At 70.1% G+C, this 24126-nt stretch carries 23 protein-coding genes and 1 riboswitch; of the genes, 13 read left to right on the top strand and 10 right to left on the bottom strand.

Going from position 1 to position 24126, the window contains the following annotated elements; genetic code table 11:
- Window positions 1-125: 125 nt before the first annotated feature.
- The 3 genes from ACFYM0_RS16375 to ACFYM0_RS16365 all read left to right on the top strand — a co-directional run bounded on the left by ACFYM0_RS16375 (window position 126) and on the right by ACFYM0_RS16365 (window position 3674).
- Window positions 126-1241, top strand: a complete 1116-nt coding sequence (locus ACFYM0_RS16375; RefSeq protein ID WP_214954921.1) for a LacI family DNA-binding transcriptional regulator — start codon at window positions 126-128, stop codon at window positions 1239-1241.
- A 215-nt stretch (window positions 1242-1456) separates the two neighbouring features.
- On the top strand, window positions 1457-2713 hold the full coding sequence (locus ACFYM0_RS16370) for a metallophosphoesterase (protein ID WP_388501749.1): 1257 nt from the start codon (window positions 1457-1459) through the stop codon (window positions 2711-2713).
- 148 nt (window positions 2714-2861) lie between these two features.
- Window positions 2862-3674: a hypothetical protein gene (locus tag ACFYM0_RS16365; protein ID WP_388501537.1), complete on the top strand. Its 813-nt coding sequence runs from the start codon at window positions 2862-2864 to the stop codon at window positions 3672-3674.
- 8 nt (window positions 3675-3682) lie between these two features.
- On the opposite strand, the gene ACFYM0_RS16360 is transcribed toward ACFYM0_RS16365, so the two are convergent.
- On the bottom strand, window positions 3683-4618 hold the full coding sequence (locus ACFYM0_RS16360; RefSeq protein ID WP_388501535.1) for a hypothetical protein: 936 nt from the start codon (window positions 4616-4618) through the stop codon (window positions 3683-3685).
- A gap of 241 nt (window positions 4619-4859) precedes the next feature.
- Here ACFYM0_RS16360 and ACFYM0_RS16355 point away from each other — a divergent pair, with 241 nt between their 5' ends.
- Window positions 4860-5996 carry a glycosyltransferase gene (locus ACFYM0_RS16355; protein ID WP_388501533.1) on the top strand — a complete coding sequence of 379 codons (1137 nt, stop codon included), beginning with the start codon at window positions 4860-4862 and terminating at the stop codon, window positions 5994-5996.
- A gap of 66 nt (window positions 5997-6062) precedes the next feature.
- Here the strand turns inward: ACFYM0_RS16355 and thiC are convergent, their stop codons facing one another.
- The gene (gene thiC, locus ACFYM0_RS16350) at window positions 6063-7850 is read right to left on the bottom strand and encodes a phosphomethylpyrimidine synthase ThiC (RefSeq protein ID WP_327253801.1); all 1788 of its coding nucleotides are present in this window, start codon (window positions 7848-7850) and stop codon (window positions 6063-6065) included.
- Window positions 7845-7989, bottom strand: a riboswitch (TPP riboswitch). It overlaps the preceding gene by 6 nt.
- A gap of 72 nt (window positions 7990-8061) precedes the next feature.
- Between thiC and ACFYM0_RS16345 the strand changes: the two genes are divergently transcribed.
- The gene (locus tag ACFYM0_RS16345; RefSeq protein ID WP_388501530.1) at window positions 8062-9468 is read left to right on the top strand and encodes a YibE/F family protein; all 1407 of its coding nucleotides are present in this window, start codon (window positions 8062-8064) and stop codon (window positions 9466-9468) included.
- 204 nt (window positions 9469-9672) lie between these two features.
- Here ACFYM0_RS16345 and ACFYM0_RS16340 read toward each other — a convergent pair whose 3' ends face one another.
- The 4 genes from ACFYM0_RS16340 to ACFYM0_RS16325 form a co-directional block, all read right to left on the bottom strand.
- Window positions 9673-10122, bottom strand: a complete 450-nt coding sequence (locus ACFYM0_RS16340; RefSeq protein ID WP_243331178.1) for an SsgA family sporulation/cell division regulator — start codon at window positions 10120-10122, stop codon at window positions 9673-9675.
- Window positions 10123-10219: 97 nt separating this feature from the next.
- A complete protein-coding gene (locus tag ACFYM0_RS16335; protein WP_388501747.1) occupies window positions 10220-10957 on the bottom strand; it encodes an IclR family transcriptional regulator in 738 nt (245 codons plus the stop codon).
- A 291-nt stretch (window positions 10958-11248) separates the two neighbouring features.
- Window positions 11249-11467 carry a DUF5326 family protein gene (locus tag ACFYM0_RS16330; RefSeq protein WP_327257574.1) on the bottom strand — a complete coding sequence of 73 codons (219 nt, stop codon included), beginning with the start codon at window positions 11465-11467 and terminating at the stop codon, window positions 11249-11251.
- A gap of 163 nt (window positions 11468-11630) precedes the next feature.
- Window positions 11631-11948: a cupin domain-containing protein gene (locus ACFYM0_RS16325; RefSeq protein WP_327253803.1), complete on the bottom strand. Its 318-nt coding sequence runs from the start codon at window positions 11946-11948 to the stop codon at window positions 11631-11633.
- 90 nt (window positions 11949-12038) lie between these two features.
- On the opposite strand from ACFYM0_RS16325, the gene ACFYM0_RS16320 reads away from it, so the two are divergent.
- The 4 genes from ACFYM0_RS16320 to ACFYM0_RS16305 all read left to right on the top strand — a co-directional run bounded on the left by ACFYM0_RS16320 (window position 12039) and on the right by ACFYM0_RS16305 (window position 14684).
- Entirely contained in the window at window positions 12039-12422 is a 384-nt protein-coding gene (locus tag ACFYM0_RS16320) for a phage holin family protein (RefSeq protein ID WP_388501527.1), read from the top strand.
- Window positions 12423-12434: 12 nt separating this feature from the next.
- Window positions 12435-12926, top strand: a complete 492-nt coding sequence (locus ACFYM0_RS16315) for a low molecular weight protein-tyrosine-phosphatase (RefSeq protein WP_388501526.1) — start codon at window positions 12435-12437, stop codon at window positions 12924-12926.
- On the top strand, window positions 12923-14086 hold the full coding sequence (locus ACFYM0_RS16310; protein WP_388501524.1) for a cystathionine gamma-lyase: 1164 nt from the start codon (window positions 12923-12925) through the stop codon (window positions 14084-14086). Before ACFYM0_RS16315 ends, ACFYM0_RS16310 begins: the two co-directional genes overlap by 4 nt.
- Window positions 14087-14204: 118 nt before the next feature.
- Window positions 14205-14684 (top strand): NUDIX domain-containing protein, encoded by a 480-nt coding sequence (locus ACFYM0_RS16305; RefSeq protein ID WP_388501521.1) that lies wholly within the window; start codon window positions 14205-14207, stop codon window positions 14682-14684.
- 25 nt (window positions 14685-14709) lie between these two features.
- Here ACFYM0_RS16305 and ACFYM0_RS16300 read toward each other — a convergent pair whose 3' ends face one another.
- Together ACFYM0_RS16300 and ACFYM0_RS16295 are read right to left on the bottom strand one after the other, a co-directional pair.
- Window positions 14710-15996, bottom strand: a complete 1287-nt coding sequence (locus ACFYM0_RS16300) for a globin domain-containing protein (RefSeq protein WP_388501744.1) — start codon at window positions 15994-15996, stop codon at window positions 14710-14712.
- 58 nt (window positions 15997-16054) lie between these two features.
- Complete coding sequence (locus ACFYM0_RS16295; protein ID WP_388501519.1) at window positions 16055-16705, bottom strand: HAD family hydrolase; 651 nt, start codon at window positions 16703-16705, stop codon at window positions 16055-16057.
- Window positions 16706-16839: 134 nt separating this feature from the next.
- Here ACFYM0_RS16295 and ACFYM0_RS16290 point away from each other — a divergent pair, with 134 nt between their 5' ends.
- From ACFYM0_RS16290 to ACFYM0_RS16280, 3 genes are read left to right on the top strand one after another with little or no spacing between them, the layout of a single operon-like run.
- Entirely contained in the window at window positions 16840-17727 is an 888-nt protein-coding gene (locus ACFYM0_RS16290; RefSeq protein ID WP_388501516.1) for a GNAT family N-acetyltransferase, read from the top strand.
- A gap of 17 nt (window positions 17728-17744) precedes the next feature.
- Complete coding sequence (locus ACFYM0_RS16285) at window positions 17745-18209, top strand: GNAT family N-acetyltransferase (RefSeq protein WP_388501514.1); 465 nt, start codon at window positions 17745-17747, stop codon at window positions 18207-18209.
- Between the two features lie 53 nt (window positions 18210-18262).
- The gene (locus tag ACFYM0_RS16280) at window positions 18263-19438 is read left to right on the top strand and encodes a winged helix DNA-binding domain-containing protein (RefSeq protein WP_388501512.1); all 1176 of its coding nucleotides are present in this window, start codon (window positions 18263-18265) and stop codon (window positions 19436-19438) included.
- Window positions 19439-19448: 10 nt separating this feature from the next.
- Here ACFYM0_RS16280 and ACFYM0_RS16275 read toward each other — a convergent pair whose 3' ends face one another.
- Both ACFYM0_RS16275 and dnaB read right to left on the bottom strand, forming a co-directional pair.
- Window positions 19449-20834 (bottom strand): serine hydrolase domain-containing protein, encoded by a 1386-nt coding sequence (locus ACFYM0_RS16275; protein WP_388501509.1) that lies wholly within the window; start codon window positions 20832-20834, stop codon window positions 19449-19451.
- Window positions 20835-20844: 10 nt separating this feature from the next.
- Complete coding sequence (dnaB, locus tag ACFYM0_RS16270; RefSeq protein ID WP_388501741.1) at window positions 20845-22308, bottom strand: replicative DNA helicase; 1464 nt, start codon at window positions 22306-22308, stop codon at window positions 20845-20847.
- 452 nt (window positions 22309-22760) lie between these two features.
- Between dnaB and ACFYM0_RS16265 the strand changes: the two genes are divergently transcribed.
- Window positions 22761-24098 (top strand): MATE family efflux transporter, encoded by a 1338-nt coding sequence (locus ACFYM0_RS16265; RefSeq protein WP_388501507.1) that lies wholly within the window; start codon window positions 22761-22763, stop codon window positions 24096-24098.
- The last annotated feature ends 28 nt before the right edge of the window (window positions 24099-24126 follow it).

The following is a 24126-nucleotide window of genomic DNA, read 5'->3' as shown; positions in this document are numbered from 1 at the left end:
CATCACCACCAAGCACCTCTATTTCCAAGGTCATTGGGGGTGGCGAACCATGCAGAATCGTGCCTGTCAACGCGTGCATATGCATCCGGACCGCCCTGCCCACCGAGCCCTACTATCGGCTCGCCATGACAGCAGCAGGGAAGCATCAGGTGAGCCGGACCGAGACCACCCGGCGGGCCGCCGGCCGACAAGGCCGGGCCGGCATCAGGGACGTGGCCGCCGCGGCGGGCGTCTCGATCACGACCGTCTCCGACGCCCTCAACGGGAAGGGACGGCTGCCGGACGCCACCCGCCGCCACGTTCGCGAGGTTGCAGACCGGCTGGGCTACCGCCCTTCCGCGGCGGCCCGCACCCTCCGTACCGGCAAGTCGGGCCTCATCGGCCTGACCGTGACGACGTACGGGGATGAACCTTTCACCTTCACCGAATTCGCGTACTTCGCCGAGATGGCACGGGCCGCCACCTCCGCCGCGCTCGCTCGCGGCTACGCCCTCGTCATCCTCCCCGCCACCTCCCGACACGACGTCTGGTCCAACGTGGCCCTCGACGGCACCGTCGTCATCGACCCCTCCGACCACGATCCCGTCGTCACCGAACTGGTCCGCCAGGGCCTCCCCGTCGTCTCCGACGGACGCCCTGCCGGCTCACTCCCCGTCACCGCCTGGGTCGACAACGACCACGAGGCAGCCGTACTGGGCCTCCTCGACCACCTCGCCGCCGCCGGAGCCCGCCGCATCGGGCTGCTGACCGGCACCACCACCGACACCTACACCCGGCTCTCCACCACGGCCTACCTGCGCTGGTGCGAGCGCGTGGGCCAGGACCCCGTCTACGAGTCCTATCCCGCCCACGATCCGTGCGCCGGCGCCGTCGCCGCCGACCGGCTGCTCGCCCGGCCCGACCGGCCCGACGCCGTCTACGGTCTGTTCGACCCCAACGGGACCGACCTGCTCGCCGCCGCCCGGCGCTACGGCCTGCGCGTTCCCGAGGATCTGCTGCTCGTGTGCTGCAGCGAATCCACCGTGTACGCCAACACCGAACCGCCCATCACCACCCTGTCCCTCAAACCGCGCCGCATCGGCACCGCCGTCGTCCAGCTGCTCATCGACGCCATCGAGGGCGTCGACACGGGCGGACCCGTCGAGCAGGTCATCCCGACCGAGCTGATCATCCGTACCTCGTCCCAGCGCAGGCAGCCCCGTACGACCGTCAGCCCGCCCCGATCCCCGGCACAGGACTGACCACCACGCAGGCCCAACGGCGGGGCCTGAGGCCCCGCCTGGGATTTCAGCAACACCGATATCGGGAGAAACCGGTAGGAAGGGCCAGCTCCGCCCAGGATTCACCACCCCTGGTGCGTCACAGAGCGCGAGCTGCATTCCTATGATGGGCGCACGACATCACGGACCCTCCGCCCCCGAGGCGGGTGGGTCCGCAGGTGTACGGCAGCGCGACGGTGGTGGAGGGGTCGATGACTCAGGGGGCCGGTCAGGGACCCGCGGTGCGGACGGACACCGAGCGGGACTTCCGGTTGCCGGTCGCCGAACCCGCCTCGCATACCGTCCCCCAGGGGGCAACAACGGCCGGATCGGGCGGCCCCACGGGGCTCGGGGCGGATGCCCCCGTCTACGGCGAGTACCCCGCGTACTACGACGCTGTCCCGGCCCCCGTCCCCGCGCAGCACGGGTACGGCCACGAAGCCCCGTACGGCGCCGCCGGCACCCTCGCCGGGCCCGGCCGTCCGATGGGCCACGTCTCCGAGGACAGCGACCCCGAGGGGTACACCCCGACGCAGCGCGACCTCCCCGTCATCGGACGCGGCGCCCTCGGTGGCCCCGGCGACACCGTCCAGATCCAGTACGTCCCCCAGGAGAGCCCGGGCGACGGCCCCGGCCCGCTCTACGTCGTCGGCGACGTCCACGGCTACATCGACGAACTCGTCGCCGAACTGCAGTTCCAGGGACTCATCGACGCCGACCGCAACTGGTCCGCCGGAAACGCCCGGCTCTGGTTCCTCGGCGACTTCACCGACCGCGGCCCCGACGGCATCGGGGTCATCGACCTCGTCATGCGGCTCTCCGCCGAAGCCGCCGCCGCGGGCGGCTACTGCAAGGCCCTCATGGGCAACCACGAGCTGCTGCTCATCGGCGCCAAGCGGTTCGGGGACACCCCCGTCGTCTCCGGCGCCGGCACCGCCACCTTCCAGGCCGCCTGGCTCCTCAACGGCGGCCAGCGCACCGACATGGACCGGCTGCAGGACGTCCATCTCCAGTGGATGTCCCGGCTGGACGCGGCGGTCCTGGTGGAGGACCACCTCCTCCTCCACTCCGACACCACCGCCTACCTCGACTACGGCGACTCGGTCGAGGACGTCAACGACACCATCCACGAGCTGCTCAACCGCAACGACGCCGACATCACCTGGGACCTGTTCCGCAAGTTCACCAAGCGCTTCGCCTTCCGCGACGAGGAGACCGGCCCCCAGGCCGTACGCGAGCTCATCGGCACCTACGGCGGCAGTCGCGTCGTGCACGGCCACAGCCCCATCCCGTACCTGCTGGGCGAGGTGGGCACCGAGGACGGCGATGGGGCGCACGGTCCCGAGGCCGTCGTCGGCCCCCACGTCTACGCGGAAGGCCTGGCCATCGCCATGGACGGTGGCGTGACGATGGCGGGGAAACTGCTCGTCGTGCAACTCCCGCTGAACGACTGAGGCCTTCCGGAGCTGGGTATTTCCGGAAAGCCCCTGTCGACGTACGGCGTGGGCGCTCTACCATCGCTCTATCCGTAGCAGGCTCTCCTCCGTTTGTGCCGGTGCCCCGTTCTACGCGGGCAAACCGGTCCCCACGGAGCATCGGGGGATGCACATGACCAGCGCTCCGCACCTGCTCACCGAAGACCGACCGGAGTTCGATCGGCTCCTCGACGAGGCGCTGCGCACGGCGAACGCACGGCCCGAACTCGCCGCCCTCGGCGAACGGCTGAACGCCGAACAGCTGCGCACCATGGCCATGGGGGCCACCTCACTGCTGACGGCCGCGGCCGCGGCCGAGTACGACCACTACGTGAAGGTCCGCAAGGAACGGCAGGACGAGATCCTGTCCACCCCCGGAACGACGGGGGAGGAGGACGACGGTCAGGGCGGTGGCGCGGGCGTCAGCGCCGTGGTCGCGGTCCTCGCACCGGTCCTGGCCGGCACCGCCATGCTGATCTTCCTGCTGGTGGGCTACATCCTGAAGATGATCGACCCCGAGCCGGCCTTCGCCGACACGATGCTGACGGCCGGCTGGCTCTTCGGCGGACTCACCGCCGCCGCACTGCTCTTCGCCGTGATCGGGCTGCTCGTGACGGCCGTCCGCAACAGTTCCACGGAGGTGGCGGCCGACGAGACGGAGACGGTACCCGACGAGGTGGCACGGGCCCGTGAGGCCTGGCGCAACGCCCTGCTGGAGCGGGGCATCGTGCCGTTCCTCCGGGACGCGCTGGCCGATCCCAGCGCGGGGGCCGGCTTCCCGGCCCCCAGAAAGCCAGGAGCCGGGCGCATCCCCAACCTGGGATACACCCGGCCCGATTTCACCAGTCCGGGGGCCCCGGCGCAGGGGCCCCGTCCCGGCTACTCGTCTCCGGACTTCACCAGCCCGGACTTCGGCGGCCCGGAACCCGAGCCGGAGTAGACCACCCGCTACTTGACCACCATGGGGTTGATGTTGCGGTCTTCCCTGCTCAGAGCCTTGTGAGCGAACCGGGCCAGCCCGTTCGCACCCGGGGTGGGCTGAGGGCTGGCGGCCGCCCACACTCCGGTGCAGACGAGTGCGTCCGGGGTGCCGGTGTCGATGTCACAGGAAGTCTCGTAGACGAGGCCACCCGTCGTCAGCACCTCGACGTTGACGATGTTGGCCTGCTCCGAGATCGACACCGCACAGGCGTCCTCGGGGTAGGTGTCCCCTGTGGTGGTCAGGTCGTACCAGCGCCAGGCGGTCACCGTGGGCTGCAGGTCGCGGATGCCGGCGTAGGTGACGCCGGCCGAGAGCACGGCCTTGACCTCGCGGGCAGCCGAAGGCCGGTGGGCGTCGACGTCGTAACACACGCCGCTGGCTCCCCGCGGACCCGTCGGACCGGTCGGACCCGTCAGACCGTCGGTGCCCGCCGCACCCGTCGGACCGGTCGGACCGGTCAGACCATTGGTGCCCGCCGCACCCGTCGGGCCCGTCGGACCCGTCAGACCATTGGTGCCCGCCGCACCCGTCGGACCGGTCGGGCCGGTGTAGCCCCGCGGACCCGTCGGGCCGGTGGCTCCGGTCGCGCCCCGCGCGCCCGTCGGCCCCGTGTTGCCCTTGGGGCCACGCGGACCCCTCGGACCCGTCGGACCCACCTTGCACTTGTCGTCACCGTGTACGAGCTGTCCTGCCTCGAGCGCCGCCTCCTGAGTCCGGGTGTCCGGTCTGTTGTGGCCCGACTTGCAGGGGTCCCCGTTGACCGGAGCCGAGACCAGGCCCACCGCCGGGGACGCCATACCCGCGAGCACCAGCGCCACCGAGGCGAGCGTGCCTCCCGTGAGCCAGGCGGTCCGTCGGGGCAGGGGCCCCAGGTAGTTGCGGGCCTTCTTCTCAGAACTCATCTACCGCTCCTCGCACACACCAGATGGATCGGATCTGCGAAGTCCGGAAATACGACCGGACTCCGCGGGCCATCCTGAAGAGTCCGTCTCGGCGACACGGACCGGCGCGCCCGGAGGTCAGCGGAACGGCGCAGTGGACACGGCCACTTGGCGGTCCGCCGCGCGGCCAGTCGGGTTCGCGCTCCGACGCCCCGGCGTGCCTCACCCGCCCGGCCGAGGGCCGTCCCTAGGGTCAGCGGCCGTGAAGCCGACCATTTGCCTCTGCATGATCGTGAAGAACGAGGCCGCTGTCATCGAGCGCTGCCTCGATTCCGTACGGGACCTCATCGACACCTGGGTCATCTCCGACACCGGTTCCACCGACGGCACCCAGGACCTCATCCGCGCGGCCCTGAACGGAATCCCGGGAGAGCTCCACGAGGAGCCCTGGACGAACTTCGGGCACAACCGGAGCCTCAACATCGGCCATGCCCGTGGCAAGGCCGACTATCTGCTGCTCCTCGACGCCGACCTCGTCCTGCGCCGCAACGGCCCACTGCCCCCGCTCACCGCGGATTCGTACATGCTGCGCCACGAGGGCGCGCTGGAGTACCGGATCAAGCGCCTGGTCCGCGGTGACTTCCCCTGGCGGTACGAGGGGGTCACCCACGAGTACCTCACCTGCGACCGCCCCGACGAGAACGACCAGCGACCCGGGATCCAGGAAAACCTGGATGCGCTGGTGATCGAGGACTACGCCGACGGCGGCTCCCGGCACGACAAGTTCGAACGGGACGCCCGTCTACTCGGCGCCGAGCTCCAGCGGGACCCGTCGAACCCCCGCACCGTCTTCTACCTCGCCCAGACGATGCGCGACATGGGCGACACGGCGGAGGCCGTCCGGCTCTACGAGCTTCGTGCGGCCATGGGTGGATGGGAGGAGGAGATCTACTACGCCCTGCTCCAGGTCGGCATCCTGAACGGGGAGTCGGGAGACCACCCCGCCGCGCTGGACGCCCTGACCCGCGCCTGGGAATCCCGGCCGGCCCGACTGGAAGCCTGCTACGAACTCGCCTCCAGGCTGCGCCTCCTGGGCCGCCACCACACCGCGCACGCGATCACCGGGGCGGTGCTGGACCGGCCGGTCCCCGAGGACCTTCTCTTCGTCCAGCCCTGGGTCTACCGGTGGGGGCTGCTCTTCGAGCACTCCATCACCGCGTACTGGGTGGGAGACATGAACACCTCACTACGGGCCTGCGACCGTCTGCTCGCCCTGCCCGACCTGCCCGAGTCCTATCGCCGCCAGACCGAAGCCAACCGCGGCTTCGCCGCGAGCCATGTTTCACGTGAAACATCGATCCCTGTTTCACGTGAAACATCGCAGCGCTCGCCCGCCTGACACGGCGGCCCGTGACTCCCCCCGGGTCACGGGTCGCCGAGCGGCGATGTACCGATCTGTCCGGCGTCAGTCGGCCAGGGGCAGGTACACGCGGTTGCCCGCGGCCGCGAACTCGGCGGACTTCTCCGCCATGCCCGCCTCGATCTCCTCGGCGCCCAGGTCGCCACCGTGCTGGCGGCGGATGTCCTGGGAGATCTTCATCGAGCAGAACTTCGGACCGCACATGGAGCAGAAGTGCGCGGTCTTGGCCGGCTCGGCCGGGAGGGTCTCGTCGTGGAACTCACGGGCCGTGTCCGGGTCGAGGGCCAGGTTGAACTGGTCCTCCCAGCGGAACTCGAACCGCGCGTCCGACAGGGCGTCGTCCCATTCCTGGGCACCCGGGTGACCCTTGGCCAGGTCCGCCGCGTGGGCCGCGATCTTGTACGTGATGACACCGGTCTTCACGTCGTCGCGGTTCGGCAGGCCCAGGTGCTCCTTGGGCGTGACGTAGCAGAGCATCGCGGTACCCCACCAGGCGATCATCGCGGCGCCGATGCCCGAGGTGATGTGGTCGTACGCGGGCGCGACATCGGTGGTCAGCGGGCCGAGCGTGTAGAACGGCGCCTCCTCGCAGATCTCCTGCTGAAGGTCGATGTTCTCCTTGATCTTGTGCATCGGGACGTGCCCGGGGCCCTCGATCATCGTCTGCACGTTGTACCGCTTGGCGATCGTGTTCAGCTCGCCCAGCGTCTTCAGCTCCGCGAACTGCGCCGCGTCGTTGGCGTCCGCGATGGAACCGGGGCGCAGGCCGTCACCCAGGGAGTACGTCACGTCGTACGCCGCGAGGATCTCGCAGAGCTCCTCGAAGTTCGTGTAGAGGAAGTTCTCCTTGTGGTGCGCCAGGCACCAGGCGGCCATGATCGAACCGCCGCGCGAGACGATGCCGGTCTTGCGGCGCGCGGTCAGCGGCACGTACGACAGCAGCACGCCGGCGTGGACCGTCATGTAGTCGACGCCCTGCTCGGCCTGCTCGATGACCGTGTCCTTGTAGATCTCCCAGGTCAGGTCCTCGGCTCGGCCATCGACCTTTTCCAGCGCCTGGTACAGCGGCACGGTGCCGATCGGCACGGGGGAGTTGCGCAGCACCCACTCGCGGGTGGTGTGGATGTTGCGGCCCGTCGAGAGGTCCATGACCGTGTCGGCGCCCCACTTGGTCGCCCAGGTCATCTTGTCCACCTCCTCTTCGATCGAGGAGGTGACGGCGGAGTTGCCGATGTTGGCGTTGACCTTCACCAGGAACCGCTTGCCGATGATCATCGGCTCGATCTCGGGGTGGTTCACGTTGACCGGCATGACCGCGCGACCTGCGGCGATCTCCTCGCGGACGACCTCGGGGGAGACGTTCTCACGGATCGCGACGTACTCCATCTCCGGGGTGATCTCGCCCCGGCGGGCGTACGCGAGCTGGGTGACCGCGGCGCCGCCACGGCCACGGCGGGGCTGGCGCGGACGACCCGGGAAGACCGCGTCGAGGTTCTTGAGGCCACCGCGCGGCGAGGTGTGCTTGATGCCGTCGTCCTCGGGGCGCACGGGGCGGCCCGCGTACTCCTCGGTGTCCCCGCGGCTGATGATCCAGTTCTCGCGCAGCGGCGGCAGGCCGCGGCGCACGTCGGTCTCGATCTGCGGGTCGGTGTACGGCCCGGACGTGTCGTAGAGCGTCACGTCCTTGCCGTTGGTGAGGTGGACCTGGCGGACCGGCACCCGGATGTCGGGGCGGGAGCCCGCCACGTATCCCTTGTGCCAGCCAGGCTGGCGCTCGGTCTGGCCATCGGCGTCCTGGCTGACGGCAGGCGTGCGTGCGTCCTGAATGGTCATGAGACCTAATCTCCCTACGCCGGCATTACCCGGTAACAGGTTCGGCGGTCGACGCAGCCTCCTCCCGTACGCATATTCGAATGCGAACGGTGATCAGCGCCCTCTCAGCCCGGTGCTCCGAGCTCCCGCGTTGTGCAAAGTAGCCCCCACGCTAGCGTCATGTGTGGCGTGCTGAACAGTGGGCCCCCTCATCTGTTGCGATGATCAGTCAGTGACGTCCTCGCCGCAGCCCCCCACCGAGCCCACGGATCCCGCTGGTCACGCCGGCCACTCAGGCCATGCGCACGCGGACCCCGGTCACTCGCCCGACCGGTCTCCCGGGCACTCCCACGGCCATTCGCACAGCCATGGCCCGGCGGCCCCCGTCTCGAAGCACCTGCGCAAGGTGATCGCGGCCGTTCTGATCCCCTTCGCCGCCGCGGTCGTGATCGGCATGGCGGTGCTCTGGCCCGGTGGGGCCCCGGCCCACGAGCGCACCGGGGTCGGGTTCGACCGGCAGACCCAGCAGGGCACGGTCGTCGCGCTCCAGCACGTCGACTGCAAATCCGTGAACGCCGCGCAGGTGCCGGCCACCGGCGACACCTCGACCCCCGAGGGGCGCGAGGCACTCGCCGCTCAGACCGGCGAGTGCAAGAAGGCCACCATCAGGGTCGGCAGCGGCCCCGACAAGGGCCGCGAGTTCGTCGAGATCGTCCAGCCGGGCGCACCACGACAGTTGACGGACGGCCAGGGCGTGGTGGTCGCGTACGCCCCGGACGCACCGCAGGATCTCCAGTACTCCGTGATCGACGTGAACCGCAAGCTGCCGATGGCCGTGCTCGCGGGCATCTTCGCCCTCGCGGTGGTCCTCGTCGGGCGGATGCGAGGGCTGTTCGCACTCATCGCACTCGCCGTCAGCTTCGCGGTGCTGACCTTCTTCATCCTCCCCGCGATCCTGCAGGGGTCGAATCCGCTGGTCGTCGCCGTGGTCGGGGCCAGCGCGATCATGCTGATCGCGCTCTACATGTGCCACGGACTGACGGCCCGCACCTCGGTCGCGGTCCTCGGCACCCTCGTCTCGCTGCTGCTGATCGGCCTGCTGGGCTCGCTGTTCATCGACTGGGCCGTCCTCAGTGGCAACACGGACGACAACACCGGGCTGATCCACGGGCTCTACCCGAACATCGACATGAGCGGTTTGCTGCTTGCGGGTGTCATCATCGGATCGCTCGGCGTGCTCGACGACGTGACCGTCACTCAGACCTCGGCGGTCTGGGAACTCCACCAGGCGGACCCGTCGATGGGCCCGCGCGGGCTCTACCGGGCGGGCATCCGCATCGGGCGCGACCACATCGCATCGGTGGTGAACACCCTGGTACTGGCCTACGCGGGTGCGGCGCTGCCCCTGCTCCTCCTGTTCTCGATCGCGAACAGCAGTATGGGTTCGGTGGCCAACAGCGAGCTGGTCGCGGAGGAGATCGTACGGACCCTCGTGGGCTCGATCGGACTGGTCGCCTCGGTACCCGTGACCACGGCGCTGGCCGCGCTGGTGGTGTCCGCGGACCGCGCGGAATCCCCGGCGGCCACAGCGGCCTCGGGGCCGCTCCGCGGCGGCCGGGGTCGGCGGCGCAAGCGCTGAAAGGCGGACCGGCGGGCGCGACCGGTCAGTTCGCGCGCACGGCCGGTCGTGAAGAACGGCAAGGTGGAGCGCTCAGCGCGTCGGCACGCTGAGCCCTGGTGCGTGAATCCGGTGATGCAAGTGATGCAAATGAATCAGGTCGTGCGGTGATGCGGTGATGCGTGCCGGGCCACCCTGGTCAGCAGGTGTCCGGCCGGGCTTCGGTCAGCCCGCGTTCTGCTCGTTCTGCTGCGACTCCGCGAGGATCTTGTCGAGCGCCTCGTCGAGGTTCTCCTCGAAGTCCCCGAGGTTGCGCTCCTGGCCGAGCGGGACGATCCGGTCGGTGCGGTCGAGGAATGCCACGAGTGGCGCCGCGCTCGCACGGAAGAGTGCCCGGTCTGCGCCTACTTGCAGCCGGATGTGGACATCGGACAGCTCCTCCGGATCGGTCGGGGCGATGTGGACATCGCCGTCACCGCACGGCTTGTTGATGCCGTCCAGAAGGAGCTCCCGGCCGAACGCCCAGGTGACGGGCGCATCTCCGGGAAGGTGGAAGGTCAGGCGGACTGCGTAGGGGTCACGAGCGTCGTACCGGAGTTCCACCGGGATCCGGAACGAGAGCTCCTCGGAAACGAGGAAACTCATCATGACCTCTGCCTGTACCGACTCGCGCATTGCCTACCCCGCTGTAGTGGAAGTGGCCAGGAATGATCCCCCAAGGCCCTCTTGACAAGAGTGGTGGAAGCGCTTGCAGATCACAAGGAGTGAGTTTTCAGATACTGATAGAGAACGAGAGGGTGCTCAACAGCGCGCCTACTTCACTCCGTAGCCGATCGACCGCATACAGCAATCGGTGTTCCTGGTGCAGAGGGAGAGAAATCGCCATGGTCGCGGCGGTGTCGCCGGCCGTGATGGGGATGGCCGCGCACACCGTTCCCAGGGCGTACTCCTGCCGCTCGGTCACCGGCTGCATCCGCTCCATGGAGCCGATCCGCTGCTCCAGAGCCCGTTGATCCCGCACGGTGTAGGGGGTGACGGCCTCGACCGGGTGACGGTCGTAGTACTCCTTGCGCGCCTTCTCGTCGAGCTGGCCGAGCAGGCACTGCCCGATGGCGTGCGCGTGGCCGGTCTCGCGGAAATCGGCCCACTCTTCACAGGCCGGGTTCGCCGGGGTGTCCGAAACACCCACGACCTCGATTTCACCCTCGCGGTAGACGGCGAAGTAGACGGGGGCCCCGACCGCGTCGCGGAAGTGCGCGAGGGAGTCGAGGATCATGCTGCGACGTTTCTGCTGAAGCCCGCCACCGGCCAGACGGCCCGCTGCGTCCCCCAGGACGAAGACCCCGCTCTCCCGTCGCAGATAGCCCTCGTGCGTCAGGGTGCGCAGCAGGTGGTACGCGGTGGGAAGCGGGAGCCCGGCCTCGCGCGCCAGTTGTTTCGCCGGGGCTCCCTCGCTATGGGAACCCACCGCTTCGAGCAGCCTCAGTGCGCGCTGCACCGAACCGATCAGAGTCGGCACACCGGCATTGTGAACCGAAGACAAAGCTCACCCCCAGGCGTGGCGGCGAGCCTTGGGGGGGCCCGCCCTGCGGGGGCCGCCCCCGCGTGTGCCGTGACTCCTGGGGGTCGTGCTCGGTGGCTGTAACAAAGAACCGCAGGTCAGAGCGGCAGTACCGGCGTTCGGTGCCCAGGGAACGGCACAGATTGCCACTCTATCCGCCGATTCCCGGGCTGAGAGCGGTTTAGCGCTTCACGTTCCCTCAGCTGGGTTAATCCCACTGTGACCCTGGTTGTGCCAGTTCTACCACTCTCCGGCGGAGGACTTCGTCTCGTTGCCCTTGAACTTCCTGACGACGAAGATCAGGCCTCCGACGAGGGCCACGAGGAGCAGCGCCTTGAACAGGAAGCCGATCACTGCACCGATGATGCTGGTGATCACACCACCGAAGACGAACAGCACCAGCAGTGGAACGGCGACCCACTTGACCCACCAGGGCATGCCCTCGAATATCCCTCGGATGCCTTCCATGTCCTCGACCTCTTCTTCCTAGTCCGTCTAGCCGGTAACTCCTGCTCTCGATGCTAGGAGGCCACGGCCGCCGGCGGGGGCCCGCGAGCCCCCGTAGTCCCCTGACCCGACCCCTAGGGGAACGGGGCCCCGGACCCTCAGCCCCCGGGCCCGTTCACCCTTCCGGCGGAGAGAAGACGACCATTACCTTCAGGTTCTCGGTGATGTGGTGGAACTTGTGCGGCACCCCGGCCGGCACGTAGACCACGCTCCCGTTGGCGACCGTCGTCGTCTCCTCCCCGACGGTGATCGAGGCCCTGCCGCTGACGACGAAGTACACCTCGTCCTGGCCGTGCGGCTGTTGGGGATCGCTCTGCCCGGCGTCCAGCGCGTACAGCCCGACCGACATGTTCCGCTCGCGCAGGAACTGCAGGTAGGCACCCTTGTTCGCGGCCCGCTCGGCCTCGAGCTCGTCCAGCCGGAAGGCCTTCATCTTCTTTGTACCCCTTGTGCTCTCTCGTCCGGCAAGCATCCGCAGATCAGCTGATGTTCCACCGGGACCTTCTCTGCAACGATCAGACACATGACGAATTTCGTAGTCAAGACCCTCGCCAACGCGGCAGCCCTGGCCGTCGCCATCTGGCTCGTCTCGGGCATCACGCTGGAGGACGGCAGCAGCAAGGGCCACCAAGCGCTCTCCCTGATCCTGGTCGCGCTGATCTTCGGCCTGGTCAACCTCATCGTCAAGCCCGTGGTGAAGCTGCTCTCGCTGCCCCTGTTCGTCCTCACCCTCGGCCTCTTCACCATCGTGGTGAACGCGGCGATGCTGCTGCTGACCTCATGGCTGGCGAAGCAGTTCGACCTCAGCTTCCACGTGGAGAACTTCTTCTGGTCGGCGATCGTCGGCGCCCTGATCGTCTCCATCGTCTCCTGGGCCGCGAACATGGTCCTGCCCGACAAGAACTGAAGCCGGACGCCCATGTACCGCGTGTGCTTCGTCTGCACCGGCAACATCTGCCGCTCGCCCATGGCCGAGTCGGTCTTCCGCTCCCACGTGGCCGACGCCGGGCTCTCGGACTTGGTCGAGATCGACAGCGCCGGCACCGGCGGCTGGCACGAGGGGGACGGGGCCGACCCGCGCACCGCAGCCGTCCTGGAGGCCGCCGGGTACGAGCCGGGCCACCGGGCCCGGCAGTTCCGGGCCTCCTGGTTCGCCGGCCTCGACCTCGTCATCGCGCTCGACGCCGGGCACCTGCGCGACCTCAGGGCGCTCGCCCCCACCCCGGAGGACGCCGCCAAGGTCCGGCTGCTGCGGTCCTACGACCCGGCGGCCCCGGCCACGCAGACCGACGTACCGGACCCCTACTACGGCCCCCTCGCCGGATTCGAGGAGTGCCTGCACCTGGTCGAGGCGGCCAGCCCCGGCCTGCTGGCCGCCGTAAGAGAAGCCGTGAAGGAGCACACCCCGTGAACGCCCCCGCCCCCGTGCCTCCGGCGCCCGAGCGGCTCGGCGACGGCACCGTCGCCGTCCGCGCCGGTCTGCCGGAGCCCGTCAAGAACGAGCCGCCGCTGCCCGGCCCCGTCTTCGCCGCCCACTTCCACCTTCCCGGCGACGTCGAGGGCCCCTATGCCTACGGCCGCGACACCAACCCCACCTGGACCCTGCTGGAGCGGGCCATCGGGGAGCTGGAGGCCCCCGGCATGGATGGGGTGGACACGGTTGTCTTCGCCTCCGGGATGGCCGCCGTGGCCGCCGTCCTGCTCTCCCAGGCACGCGCCGGCGACACCGTCGTCCTGCCCGACGACGGCTACCAGGTGCTGCCCCTCGTACGGGAGCAGCTGGAGGCCTACGGGGTCCACGTGCGCACCGCCCCCACCGGCGAGGACGCCCAGCTCGAGGTCCTGGACGGGGCCCGGCTTTTGTGGCTGGAGACCCCGTCCAACCCGGGACTCGACGTCTGCGACGTACGGCGCCTCGTGGACGCGGCGCACGCCGGCGGAACCCTCGTCGCCGTCGACAACACCCTCGCGACCCCGCTCGGCCAACGCCCCCTCGAACTGGGTGCCGACTTCTCGGTGGCCAGCGGCACCAAGGGGCTGACCGGCCACGGCGACCTGCTGCTCGGGTACGTCGTCTGCCGCGACGCCGAGCTCGCCGCGGGCATCCGCCGCTGGCGCAAGGTGGTCGGCGCCATCCCCGGCCCCATGGAGGCCTGGCTCGCCCACCGGTCCCTGGCCACCATCCAGCTGCGCGCCCAGCGCCAGTGGGCCAACGCGCTCGCCGTCGCGGAGGCCCTCGCCGACCGTGGCGACGTCACCGGGCTGCGCTACCCGGGCCTGCCGGCCGATCCGTCCCACAAGACGGCCGCGCGGCAGATGCGGGGCTTCGGCTCCGTGGTCTCCTTCACCCTGCCCGACCGCGCGCACGCGGAACGGTTCATGGCCGCCCTGCGGCTCGTCGAGGACGCCACCAGTTTCGGCGGGGTGCGGTCCACCGCGGAGCGCCGCCGACGGTGGGGCGGCGACAACGTTCCGGAGGGCTTCATCCGCTTCTCAGCGGGGGCCGAGGACACCGAGGACCTGGTCACGGACGTGCTGCGAGCACTCGACCTGGCGGCCGCGGCGGGCTGAGCACCGGCCCGAAGGCGGTCCGAGCACGCTGTCCCGCGGCTCGGACCGCCCGGTTCCCCGCACGGCGCGTTTCACCGGCACGCGTTTCAGAAGCGGAAGTCTGGGCCACTCTTCTCCCATGACCGAACGTCCAGTGGTCAAACGCACCGCCCGCGCGATCCTGCTCGACGGTGACGACCTGATCCTCATCAAGCGGACCAAACCCGGCGTCGACCCGTACTGGCTCACCCCCGGCGGGGGCGTGGAGCCCTCGGACCTGACGGTCGTCGACGCCCTCCACCGAGAGCTCCACGAGGAACTCGGCGCGAAGATCACCGATGTCGTGCCCTGCTTCGTCGATACCGTCGAGCACATCGCCGACGGCGGAGTGACCGGCGTCAAGGTGCAGCACTTCTTCGTCTGCCATCTCGAATCCATGGACCCCAGCCAGCGGCACGGCCCCGAGATCGACGAGCCGGCGGGCGAGTACGAGATCGTCCGCGTGCCCTTCAGCCGCGTCGGCATCGCCGCGGTGCATCTCGTCCCGCTGTCCCTGCGCCACTACCTCGACGGCAACATCGAGGGCGTGCGCGCGATGCACGCCCCCGACCTGGGCTGACCCACCGCACGCGGGCGCCGCCGAATCACCCGGCGACGCCCGCCAGTTCCTCCACCTCGTCGTGCCGGATCCGCTCACCGGGGATCCCGATCCTCTTCAGGGCGTCCACTCCGCTGCGGATCATCGCGGCCGGCCCCGAGACGAACGCGTCGTACGAACTCCAGGGCCCGTGGGTGCCGACGGCCTGGGGCAGTTGTCCGGCCAGTCCTTCGTCACAGACCACCGGGCGCACCGACAGCCAGGGGTGCGAGCGCTGAAGCCCCAGCAGCGTGTCCTTGTCGTACAGGTCGTCGTCGCTGCGCGCCCCGAAGAACACCTCCACCGGGCGCCGCTCTCCGTGCTCGGCCACGTCCTCGATCAGCGCCTTGATGGGGGCGATGCCCGTGCCGCCGCCCAGGCACAGCATGCCGTTGTCGGTGCTGTGGTCCACCACCATCGATCCCGTCGGCGGCCCGAGCCGCAGCACGTCACCGGGGCGGGCGTGCCGGACGAGCGCGTTGGAGACCCATCCCGCCGGAACGGCCTTGACGTGGAAGGACAGCAGTCCGTCCGCGCGCGGCGCCGAGGCGAAGGAGTAGTGCCGCCAGACGCGCGGCCACCACGGGGTCTCCAGGCTCGTGTACTGGCCCGCCAGGAAGGGGTAGGGCTGGTCGGGCCGGACGGTGAGCACCGCGATGTCGGAAGTCCGCAGATCGTGCGAGACCACCTCCGCGTGCCACCACGGCGGCGCCTTCGGCTCGTCCTCGGCCGCCGCGTCGATCATGATCTGCGAGATCGCGGTGTACGCCCGGACCCAGGCGGCCTCGGTCTCCGGCCCCCAGGTGTCCTGCGCGTACTTGGCCAGCGCCGCGATCAGTGCCTCTCCCACCGGCGGATAGTGCTCGGCCCGGGTTCCGTACTTGCGGTGCCCGGTACCCAGCCGGCGCAGGTACGCGGTGAGCACCTCAGGGTTGTCCATGTGCTCGGCGGCCGTCAGCAGCGCCTTCAGCAGCCGGTCTCGCTGCACGTCCATCGCGGCGGGGAACAGCCCCCGGAGCTCCGGGTGTCCCGTGAAGACGACGGCGTAGAAATATGAGGTCACCCTGTCGGCGACGGGTGCGATCTCCGCGAGGGTCCGGCGGATGAGCACCGCATCGGGGGAGGGCTCGGGGGAGGGCTCGGGCGCCCCGTCCCCGGACGGTATCCGGGATGACCCCCGTCTTGCCGATCTGGTGGGCGGAGCGTCCATGCGGTGCCTCGCTTCGAGCATCTCGGTAGGTCTGCACACGCCACGGCCTTCGAATCCGTGGTTCCGGGTTTCACAGCGTGCCAGTCCGCCCCAGAGCCTGCGGGGAAATGCGGGAATTCCGCGTTTCGAACCCACTTTCCCCTTAAGATGCCTCAACTCCCATGCGCGCCACCCCTGTCAGCTGGTATGCCTCGCGCAGGTCCCGGCCCTCGTAGACGTGCGTCGCCCGCTCCACGAGGTAGGGCCGGGCGTTCACGGCGACCGAGAGCGGGACCGCCGCGAAGAGTTCCACGTCGGTGCTGGAGTCCCCGTAGGCGACACAGTCGGCCCGGGTCACGCCGAACCGGGCGCACAACTGGTCGGCGACCGTCACCTTCCCCTCCGGTGTCAGGATCCCGGCCAAGTCCACCGGCCGGGTGAAGGGCACCTCCGGGAAGACCGAGCCGTGCGCGGCGTGCGCGCCCCACTCCAGCAGGAGCTCCACGAAGAACGACGGGGACAGCGAGATCACGGCGCAGTAGTCCCCGCGCCCCCGGATCTCCTGCCAGACCTCCCGGATCCCCGACAGCCAGGGCGCCCCGTCGAACGCCGCCCGTACGTGTGCCGGAGTGAGGTCCGCCCAGAGATTCTGCGCCGCCAGCGCGAACTGGTGCGGCTGGAGCTCCCGTGCGGCAAAGGCCCGCTCCAGCTCGGCGATCTCGTCGGACAGCCCGAGCTGCCGCGAGATCTCGACCGGCGAGGCCGAGCCGTACATCAGCGTCCCGTCGAGGTCGAACAGGTGGAGGAGGGTCATAAGCGTCGAGGCTAGTACGTTCGTTTCACGTGAAACAGTGGCGCCGCCCACCGGACCTCGCGTGGATGTTTCACGTGAAACATCCACCCCAAATCCCCTGGACCGGATCAGCATCGATGAACCAGTCTGGGTCCGTGACACCACCACACCTCACCTCCCTCCCGATCCGCGCACTGACCCTGGACGATCTCCGGCACTGCGCCGATCTCTCCGAAGACCGCGGCTGGCCCCGCGAGGACCACAAGTGGGGTCTCCTGCTCGCCGCCGGACACGGCTACGGCATCGACGCCCCCGACGGACGGGGACTGGCCACGGCCTGCGTGGTCACCCGGTACGGACCGCCGCTGGCCGATCCCGAACTCGCCGCCATCGGCATGGTCCTGGTCGCCGAACGCTATGCCCGACAGGGTCTGGGCCGGCGCCTGATGACATACGTCTGCGACGAGGTTCTCAAGGGCGTGCCGCTCACCCTGCACTCCACCCCGTACGGCCGCCCCCTCTACGAGGAGCTCGGCTTCGAGACCACCGGGCGCGCCGAGATGCTGCGGGGCTCCTTCAGCCCGGACGCCACCGGTCCGGTGCAGGACGCCGTCCGCGTACGGCCCGCAGGTGCCGAGGACATCTCGCGGATCCTCCGGCTGGACACCGAGGTCTTCGGCACCGACCGCACGCACCTGCTCACCCGGCTGCCGGCCTTCACGGACCGGCTGCTCGTCGCCGAGGACCCCTCCGGCGAACTGATCGGCTACGGAGCGATCTGGCCGAACATGGAGACCCATGTCATCGGGCCGCTGGTGGCCCGGGACACCGGCGCGGCCAGGGCACTGGTCACCGCCCTCGCGGCAGCCACCGACCGGCCCCTGCGCACGGATGTCGACGTCCGTCACGAAGAGCTGCTCGGCTGGCTCAAGGACCGCGGTCTCGGCTCCGTGGCCTTCAACACCGTCATGACCCGGGACATCCCCGGCCTGCCCGGTGACTGGACCCGTCGGTGGGCCCCGCTCACCGTGGCGGCCGGCTGAGCAAGGAGCACCAGACCATGACCGGCATCAGCTCCGGCCTGCTCATCCGCCCCGCCACCGAGGAGGACCTGCCCGCGATCGTCGCGATGCTCGCGGACGACCCGCTCGGCGCCACCCGGGAGTCCCCGGACGATCTCACCCCCTATGCGGCGGCCCTCAAACGACTGACCGAAGACCCCCACCAGCACGTGGTCGTGGCCGTCCGTGCGGGCCGCGTCGTCGGCACCCTCCAGCTGACCATCGTCCCCGGACTCTCCCGCAAGGGGAGCACCCGTTCGATCATCGAGGGCGTACGGGTCCACGCCGACGAGCGCGGCAGCGGGCTGGGCTCGCGGTTCATCGAATGGGCGATCGACCAGTCCCGTGCCGAGAACTGCCAACTCGTGCAGCTCACCTCGGACGTGACCCGCGTCGACGCCCACCGCTTCTACGAACGGCTCGGCTTCACCGCCTCTCACGTCGGGTTCAAACTCCAGCTCTGAGACGCCGGGCGTGGGCCGGGCCGCTGTCGGCGGCCCGGCCTACGATCGGGAGGGTGAGCAGCCTTCCCCTCGTCACCACCGCGGACCGTCGCCGGCGCCTCGGCCGCAGGCACCGCCTGGCCCCGTCGGCACACGCCGCCACCGTGCCCGAGGCCGCAGACTGCGTCGTGGCCCTGCACGCCACCGATGCCGCGACCGTCTTCCTCTCGGCCCGCGCCAGGCTGAGCGCAGGCGGGCCCACCGCGATCGAGCGGGCCCTGTACGAGGACGTGACCCTCGTGCGGCTCCTCAGCATGCGCAACACGCTCTTCGCCGTCTCCACAGAGCTCGCCCCCTACGTCGACGCCTCCACCGCCCGCGGCATCGCCGTGAAGGAGCGCCGCACCTTCCTCAAGCACCTCGACGAGGACGGTCAGGGCCTCGACGCGGACTGGCTGGCCCAGGTGGAGAGCAACGTGCTGGACGCGCTCGACTCCCACGGCCCCTCCACCGGCAGCCAGCTCTCCGCGGCCGTCCCCGCCCTGCGCCGAAAGTTCGTCTACGGCCGGGGCAAGAAGTACGAGACCGAGACCGGTGTCGCCACCCGTGTCATCCGGCTACTGGCCGCCGACGGCCGGATCCGCAGGGACCGGCCCCGGGGATCGTGGACCTCCAGCCAGTACCGCTGGGTCCACACCGATCCCTGGCCCGTCGTGCCCGCGGCCGAGGCCCGCGCCGAGATCGCCCGGCGCTGGCTCCACTCCTACGGTCCCGCCACCGAGGCCGACCTCAAGTGGTGGACGGGCTGGACCCTCACCGAGGTCCGCAAGGCCCTCGCCGCCGTCGGCCCCGAGAAGGTCCGGCTCGAGGACGGCGCCACCGCACTCGTCTGCCCCGGGGACACCGGGCCCGAACCCGAGCAGGAGCCCTGGGCCGCTCTGCTGCCCGCCCTGGACCCGAGCGCGATGGGCTGGGTGGACCGGGGCTTCCATCTCGACCCCGCCCACCGGCCACCCCTCTTCGACCACTCCGGCAACATCGGCCCCACCGTGTGGTGGAACGGAGAGATCGTCGGCGGCTGGGCCCAGCGCGGCGACGGCGAGATCGTCCACCGGCTGCTGGGCGAACCCGGCGGCGCAGCCGAGAAGGCCGTCGCCGCCGAGGCCGTCCGGCTCGCCGCCTGGTTGGGGGAGGCCCGCGTCACCCCGCGCTTCCGCACCCCCCTGGAGCGCGAACTCACGGCGGGATGAGGGGCATCCGCTAGCCGATGCCCCGCCAGCCCTGCGGGTCGACCCCGCCGGGCACCGGGGACTTCGGGTCGTAGGGCTCCCGGGTGAACACGAACGAGGCGAGGTCGAGGTGGCTCACCGATCCGTCCGGCCGCCGTACGGCCCGCAGCGACTCACCGGCGTAGTAGCCGCCCAGCCCGGTCCAGCTGCCGTCCGGCTCCGGCCGGAAGCGGGCGGCCCGGCCGGTCGCACCCACCGGGCCCAGCTCCAGGAATCCGTCGTAGGTCAGCCGTACGGCTTGGGCCGACGTGCCCCAGTACCAAGGGCCGCACAGCTCCAGCGCCACGGGATCGGCCTCCCGCAGCGGCCGCCACGGCTCGGGGATCCGCGGCTCGGCATCGGCGACGATGCCCACCAGTTCGGCCGCCAGCGTCGAGACCGCCAGCCCCGACGTGCAGTTGGCCAGGACCACCGCTGCCACGTCGTCCGCCTCGCTCAGCCACAGCCCGGCGAGGAAGCCCGGCAGCGAGCCGGTGTGGCCCGCGAGCCGGCGCCCGCCGCTCAGCGTCAGCTGTACCCCGAGCCCGTATCCGAGTTCGGCGATGCCCGGCTCCGGGGGAGTGGCCGAGACCCGCATCTCCCGTACGGACTCGGCGCTCAGCACGCGTGCGTCGCCCCGTCCGAGGAAGGCGGCGAACTTCGCCAGATCCCCGGTGGTGGACCACAGCTGGCCGGCCGGGGCCATGAGCCCGAGGTCCTCCAGGGGTTCCGGCATCATCACGTCCGCCCACGGGTGCACCGCCCAGCCGCCGGCGTGCGGGGCCACAGGCTGCGCCGTCGTGCGCTCCAGCCCCAGCGGCTCCAGCACCTCGGCGCGCAGCGCCTCCTCCCACGGCCTCGCGCGGACGGCCTCGACGAGTGAACCGAGCAGCGTGTAACCCGGGTTGGAGTAGTGGTGGCGCCGACCGGGCTCGAATCGGAAGGGGCGCTCGCCCAGGACGTCCGAAAGCTCCGGCCGCAGCGTGCCCGCCGTGCGCTCCCACCACTCGCCGGGCGTCTCCGCCGCCAGTCCGGAGGTATGGGACAGCAGTTGCCCCACCGTCACCTCGCCGACTCCCGTACCCGGAAGGAACTTCTCGATCGGGTCGCCCAGTTCCAGCAGGCCCTCGTCCCGCAGCCGCATCACCAGCACGGCGGTGAACGTCTTGGTGATCGACCCGATCCGGTACTGCACGTTTCCGTCGGGGCCGTGGCCCTCGACCATGGTCCGGGACCCCTCCCAGACCACCTCGCCGCCCCGCACCACGGCCCCCACCAGGGACGGCGTCCGGCCTTCGCGCTGCGCGACCGCGATCCGGTGGTTCAGCGCACGCCGGGTCGCGGGCAGCAGGACATGATCTTCCAATGCGGCATCCATGGTGCGGATGCTACGTGTTGGCCATGTCCACGAACCGCGAATAGTGGCCCTGGAAGGCCACGGTGATGGTGGCCGTAGGACCGTTACGGTGCTTCGCCACGATCAGGTCCGCCTCACCCGCGCGGGGGGACTCCTTCTCGTACGCGTCCTCGCGGTGCAGCAGGATCACCATGTCGGCGTCCTGCTCGATCGAGCCGGACTCACGCAGGTCGGAGACCATCGGCTTCTTGTCGGTGCGCTGTTCGGGACCACGGTTCAGCTGGGACAGCGCGATCACCGGGACCTCCAGCTCCTTCGCCAGGAGCTTGAGGTTTCGGGACATGTCCGAGACCTCCTGCTGGCGGCTCTCCGGCCGGCGCGAGCCGCCCGACTGCATCAGCTGGAGGTAGTCGATGACGACGAGCGACAGGTCGTTGCGCTGCTTGAGGCGGCGGCACTTCGCGCGGATCTCCATCATCGACAGGTTCGGGGAATCGTCGATGTAGAGCGGGGCGGCGGAAACGTCCGGCATCCGGCGGGCCAGCCGGGTCCAGTCGTCGTCCGTCATCGTGCCGGAGCGCATGTGGTGCAGGGCCACCCGGGCCTCCGCCGAGAGCAGGCGCATCGCGATCTCGTTGCGCCCCATTTCGAGGGAGAAGATGACGCTGGGCAGATTCGCCTTGATGGAACAGGCACGGGCGAAGTCCAGCGCGAGGGTGGACTTTCCCATGGCGGGACGAGCCGCGATGACGATCATCTGGCCCGGGTGCAGACCGTTGGTCAGCGAGTCCAGGTCCGTGAAGCCGGTCGGGACACCCGACATCTGGCCGCTGCGCGAACCGATCGCCTCGATCTCGTCGAGGGCGCCCTCCATGATGTCCCCGAGCGGCAGGTAGTCCTCCGAGGTCCGCTGCTCGGTGACGGCGTAGATCTCAGCCTGGGCGCTGTTGACGATCTCGTCGACGTCCCCGTCGGCGGCGTAACCCATCTGCGTGATCTTCGTACCGGCGGCGACCAGCCGGCGCAGGACCGCCCGCTCGTGGACGATCTCCGCGTAGTACTCGGCGTTCGCCGCCGTGGGGACCGACTGGACGAGGGTGTGCAGGTAGGGGGCCCCGCCGACCTTGCTGATCTCACCGCGCCGGGTCAGCTCGGCGCTGACGGTGATCGGGTCGGCCGGCTCTCCCTTGGCGTACAGGTCGAGGATGGCCTGGTAGATCGTCTCGTGCGACGGACGGTAGAAGTCGTGGCCCTTCAGTACCTCGACCACGTCGGCGATGGCGTCCTTGGACAGCAGCATGCCGCCGAGGACGGACTGCTCGGCGTCGAGGTCCTGGGGCGGGACCCGCTCGAAGCCGCCTCCACCGCCGTCCCAGGAGCCGCCCTCGCGGCCTCGGTCGCTCTCTTCGTCCCCGCGGCCACGGCCTTCGCCGTTGCGGCGCGTACGGGCGGGCAGACGGTCACCTGGACCGCTGTCGGCCCAGGGGTCGTCCATGGGCTCGGACATACTCACCGGGCCGCCTCCTCCCGTCCGCAACGCGGACCTTGCCGTGTCACTCTTTCTACGACACGGCTCTGACATTTGGGGCACCCGAATCGGCTCTCGGCGAGTCGGACAACGCACCACGGTAGGGCCGGGAGCGACGTCAGCCAATCTTGTTATCCACAGGCTGTGTGGATGAGGTGTGGATGACGGCACCAATGCTGTGGGTAACTCCCCGGAAGCTGTGCACGGACCGGGGGACGGCGCTGTGGACAAAATCACCTGGCCTACCCACTTACCCCACCTGACCTGCAATTTCGCCTTCCGCAGGCTGTGGGGGAGAAAATTCTTCGCCACTGTCTCAAGATCGCCTCCAACGAGGTGGGGCGAACGCTCGAATCGACGCATCGGTAAGGATCCAAAGGACCTTGTGTCTGTTACCTGTGGAAGATTAGATTGAGCACATGAGACAGGCCCCCACCGCACCGAAGGCTGCCCCGAGACGGCACGACCGCGAGATCCTCGCGCTCGCCGTCCCCGCCTTCGGAGCCCTCGTCGCCGAACCCCTTTTCGTGATGGCCGACAGCGCCATCGTGGGCCACCTCGGCACACCCCAGCTGGCCGGTCTCGGCATCGCGGCCGCGCTGCTCACCACGGCCGTGAGCATCTTCGTCTTCCTCGCCTACGCCACCACCGCGGCCGTGGCCCGCCGCGTCGGCGCGGGTGACCTCCAGGCCGCCATCCGTCAGGGCATGGACGGCATCTGGCTCGCCCTGCTCCTCGGCGCGGTCGTCGTCGCCGTCGTCCTGCCCACGGCGCCCACCCTGATCTCCTTCTTCGGGGCCTCCGACACCGTCGCCCCGTACGCGATCACCTACCTGCGGATCTCCGCCCTCGGCATCCCCGCGATGCTCGTGGTGCTCGCCGCCACCGGCGTCATCCGCGGCCTCCAGGACACCCGGACCCCGCTCTACGTCGCGATCGGCGGCTTCGCCCTCAACGGAGCCCTGAACGTCGCCCTCGTCTACGGGGCCGGCCTCGGCATCGCGGGCTCCGCCTGGGGCACCGTGATCGCCCAGTGCGCCATGGCCGCCGCCTACCTGGTCGTGGTCGTCCGGGGCGCCCGCAGGCACGGCGCCTCCCTGAGGCCCGACGCCGAGGGCATCCGGGCCTGCGCACAAGCCGGTGCGCCCCTGCTGGTCCGCACCCTGTCCCTGCGGGCCGTCCTGCTGATCGCGACCGCCGTGGCCGCACGCCTCGGCGACGCCGATATCGCCGCCCACCAGATCCTGCTCTCCCTGTGGAGCCTGCTCGCCTTCGCCCTCGACGCGATCGCGATCGCCGGGCAGGCCATCATCGGCCGCTACCTCGGCGCGGGCGACACCGAGGGGGCCAAGGCCGCCTGCCGCCGCATGGTGCAGTGGGGGATCGTCTCCGGCATCGTCCTGGGCCTCCTCGTGATCGCGGCCCGCCCGGTGTTCATCCCGCTCTTCACGAGCGATCCCGCCGTCGAGGACGCCCTGCTGCCGGCCCTGCTCGTGGTGGCCGTCTCGCAGCCCGTCTCCGGCATCGTCTTCATCCTCGACGGCGTTCTGATGGGCGCGGGCGACGGCCGCTACCTGGCCTGGGCCATGCTGCTGACCCTCGCCGTCTTCGCCCCGGCCGCCCTGCTCGTACCGTCCCTGGGCGGCGGGCTGACGGCCCTCTGGTGCGCCATGACCCTGATGATGCTGGTCCGGATGGTCACCCTCCAGCTGCGCGCCCGCTCGGGCCGCTGGCTGGTCGCCGGAGCCACCCGGTAGACCGAGCCGCCCCGAGGTGGTCCGAGGT

Source organism: Streptomyces sp. NPDC006487 (assembly GCF_042870555.1).
Classification (GTDB): domain Bacteria; phylum Actinomycetota; class Actinomycetes; order Streptomycetales; family Streptomycetaceae; genus Streptomyces.
The sequence above is the reverse complement of the archived record's forward strand: the minus strand, read 5'-3'. Positions and strand labels throughout refer to the sequence as shown.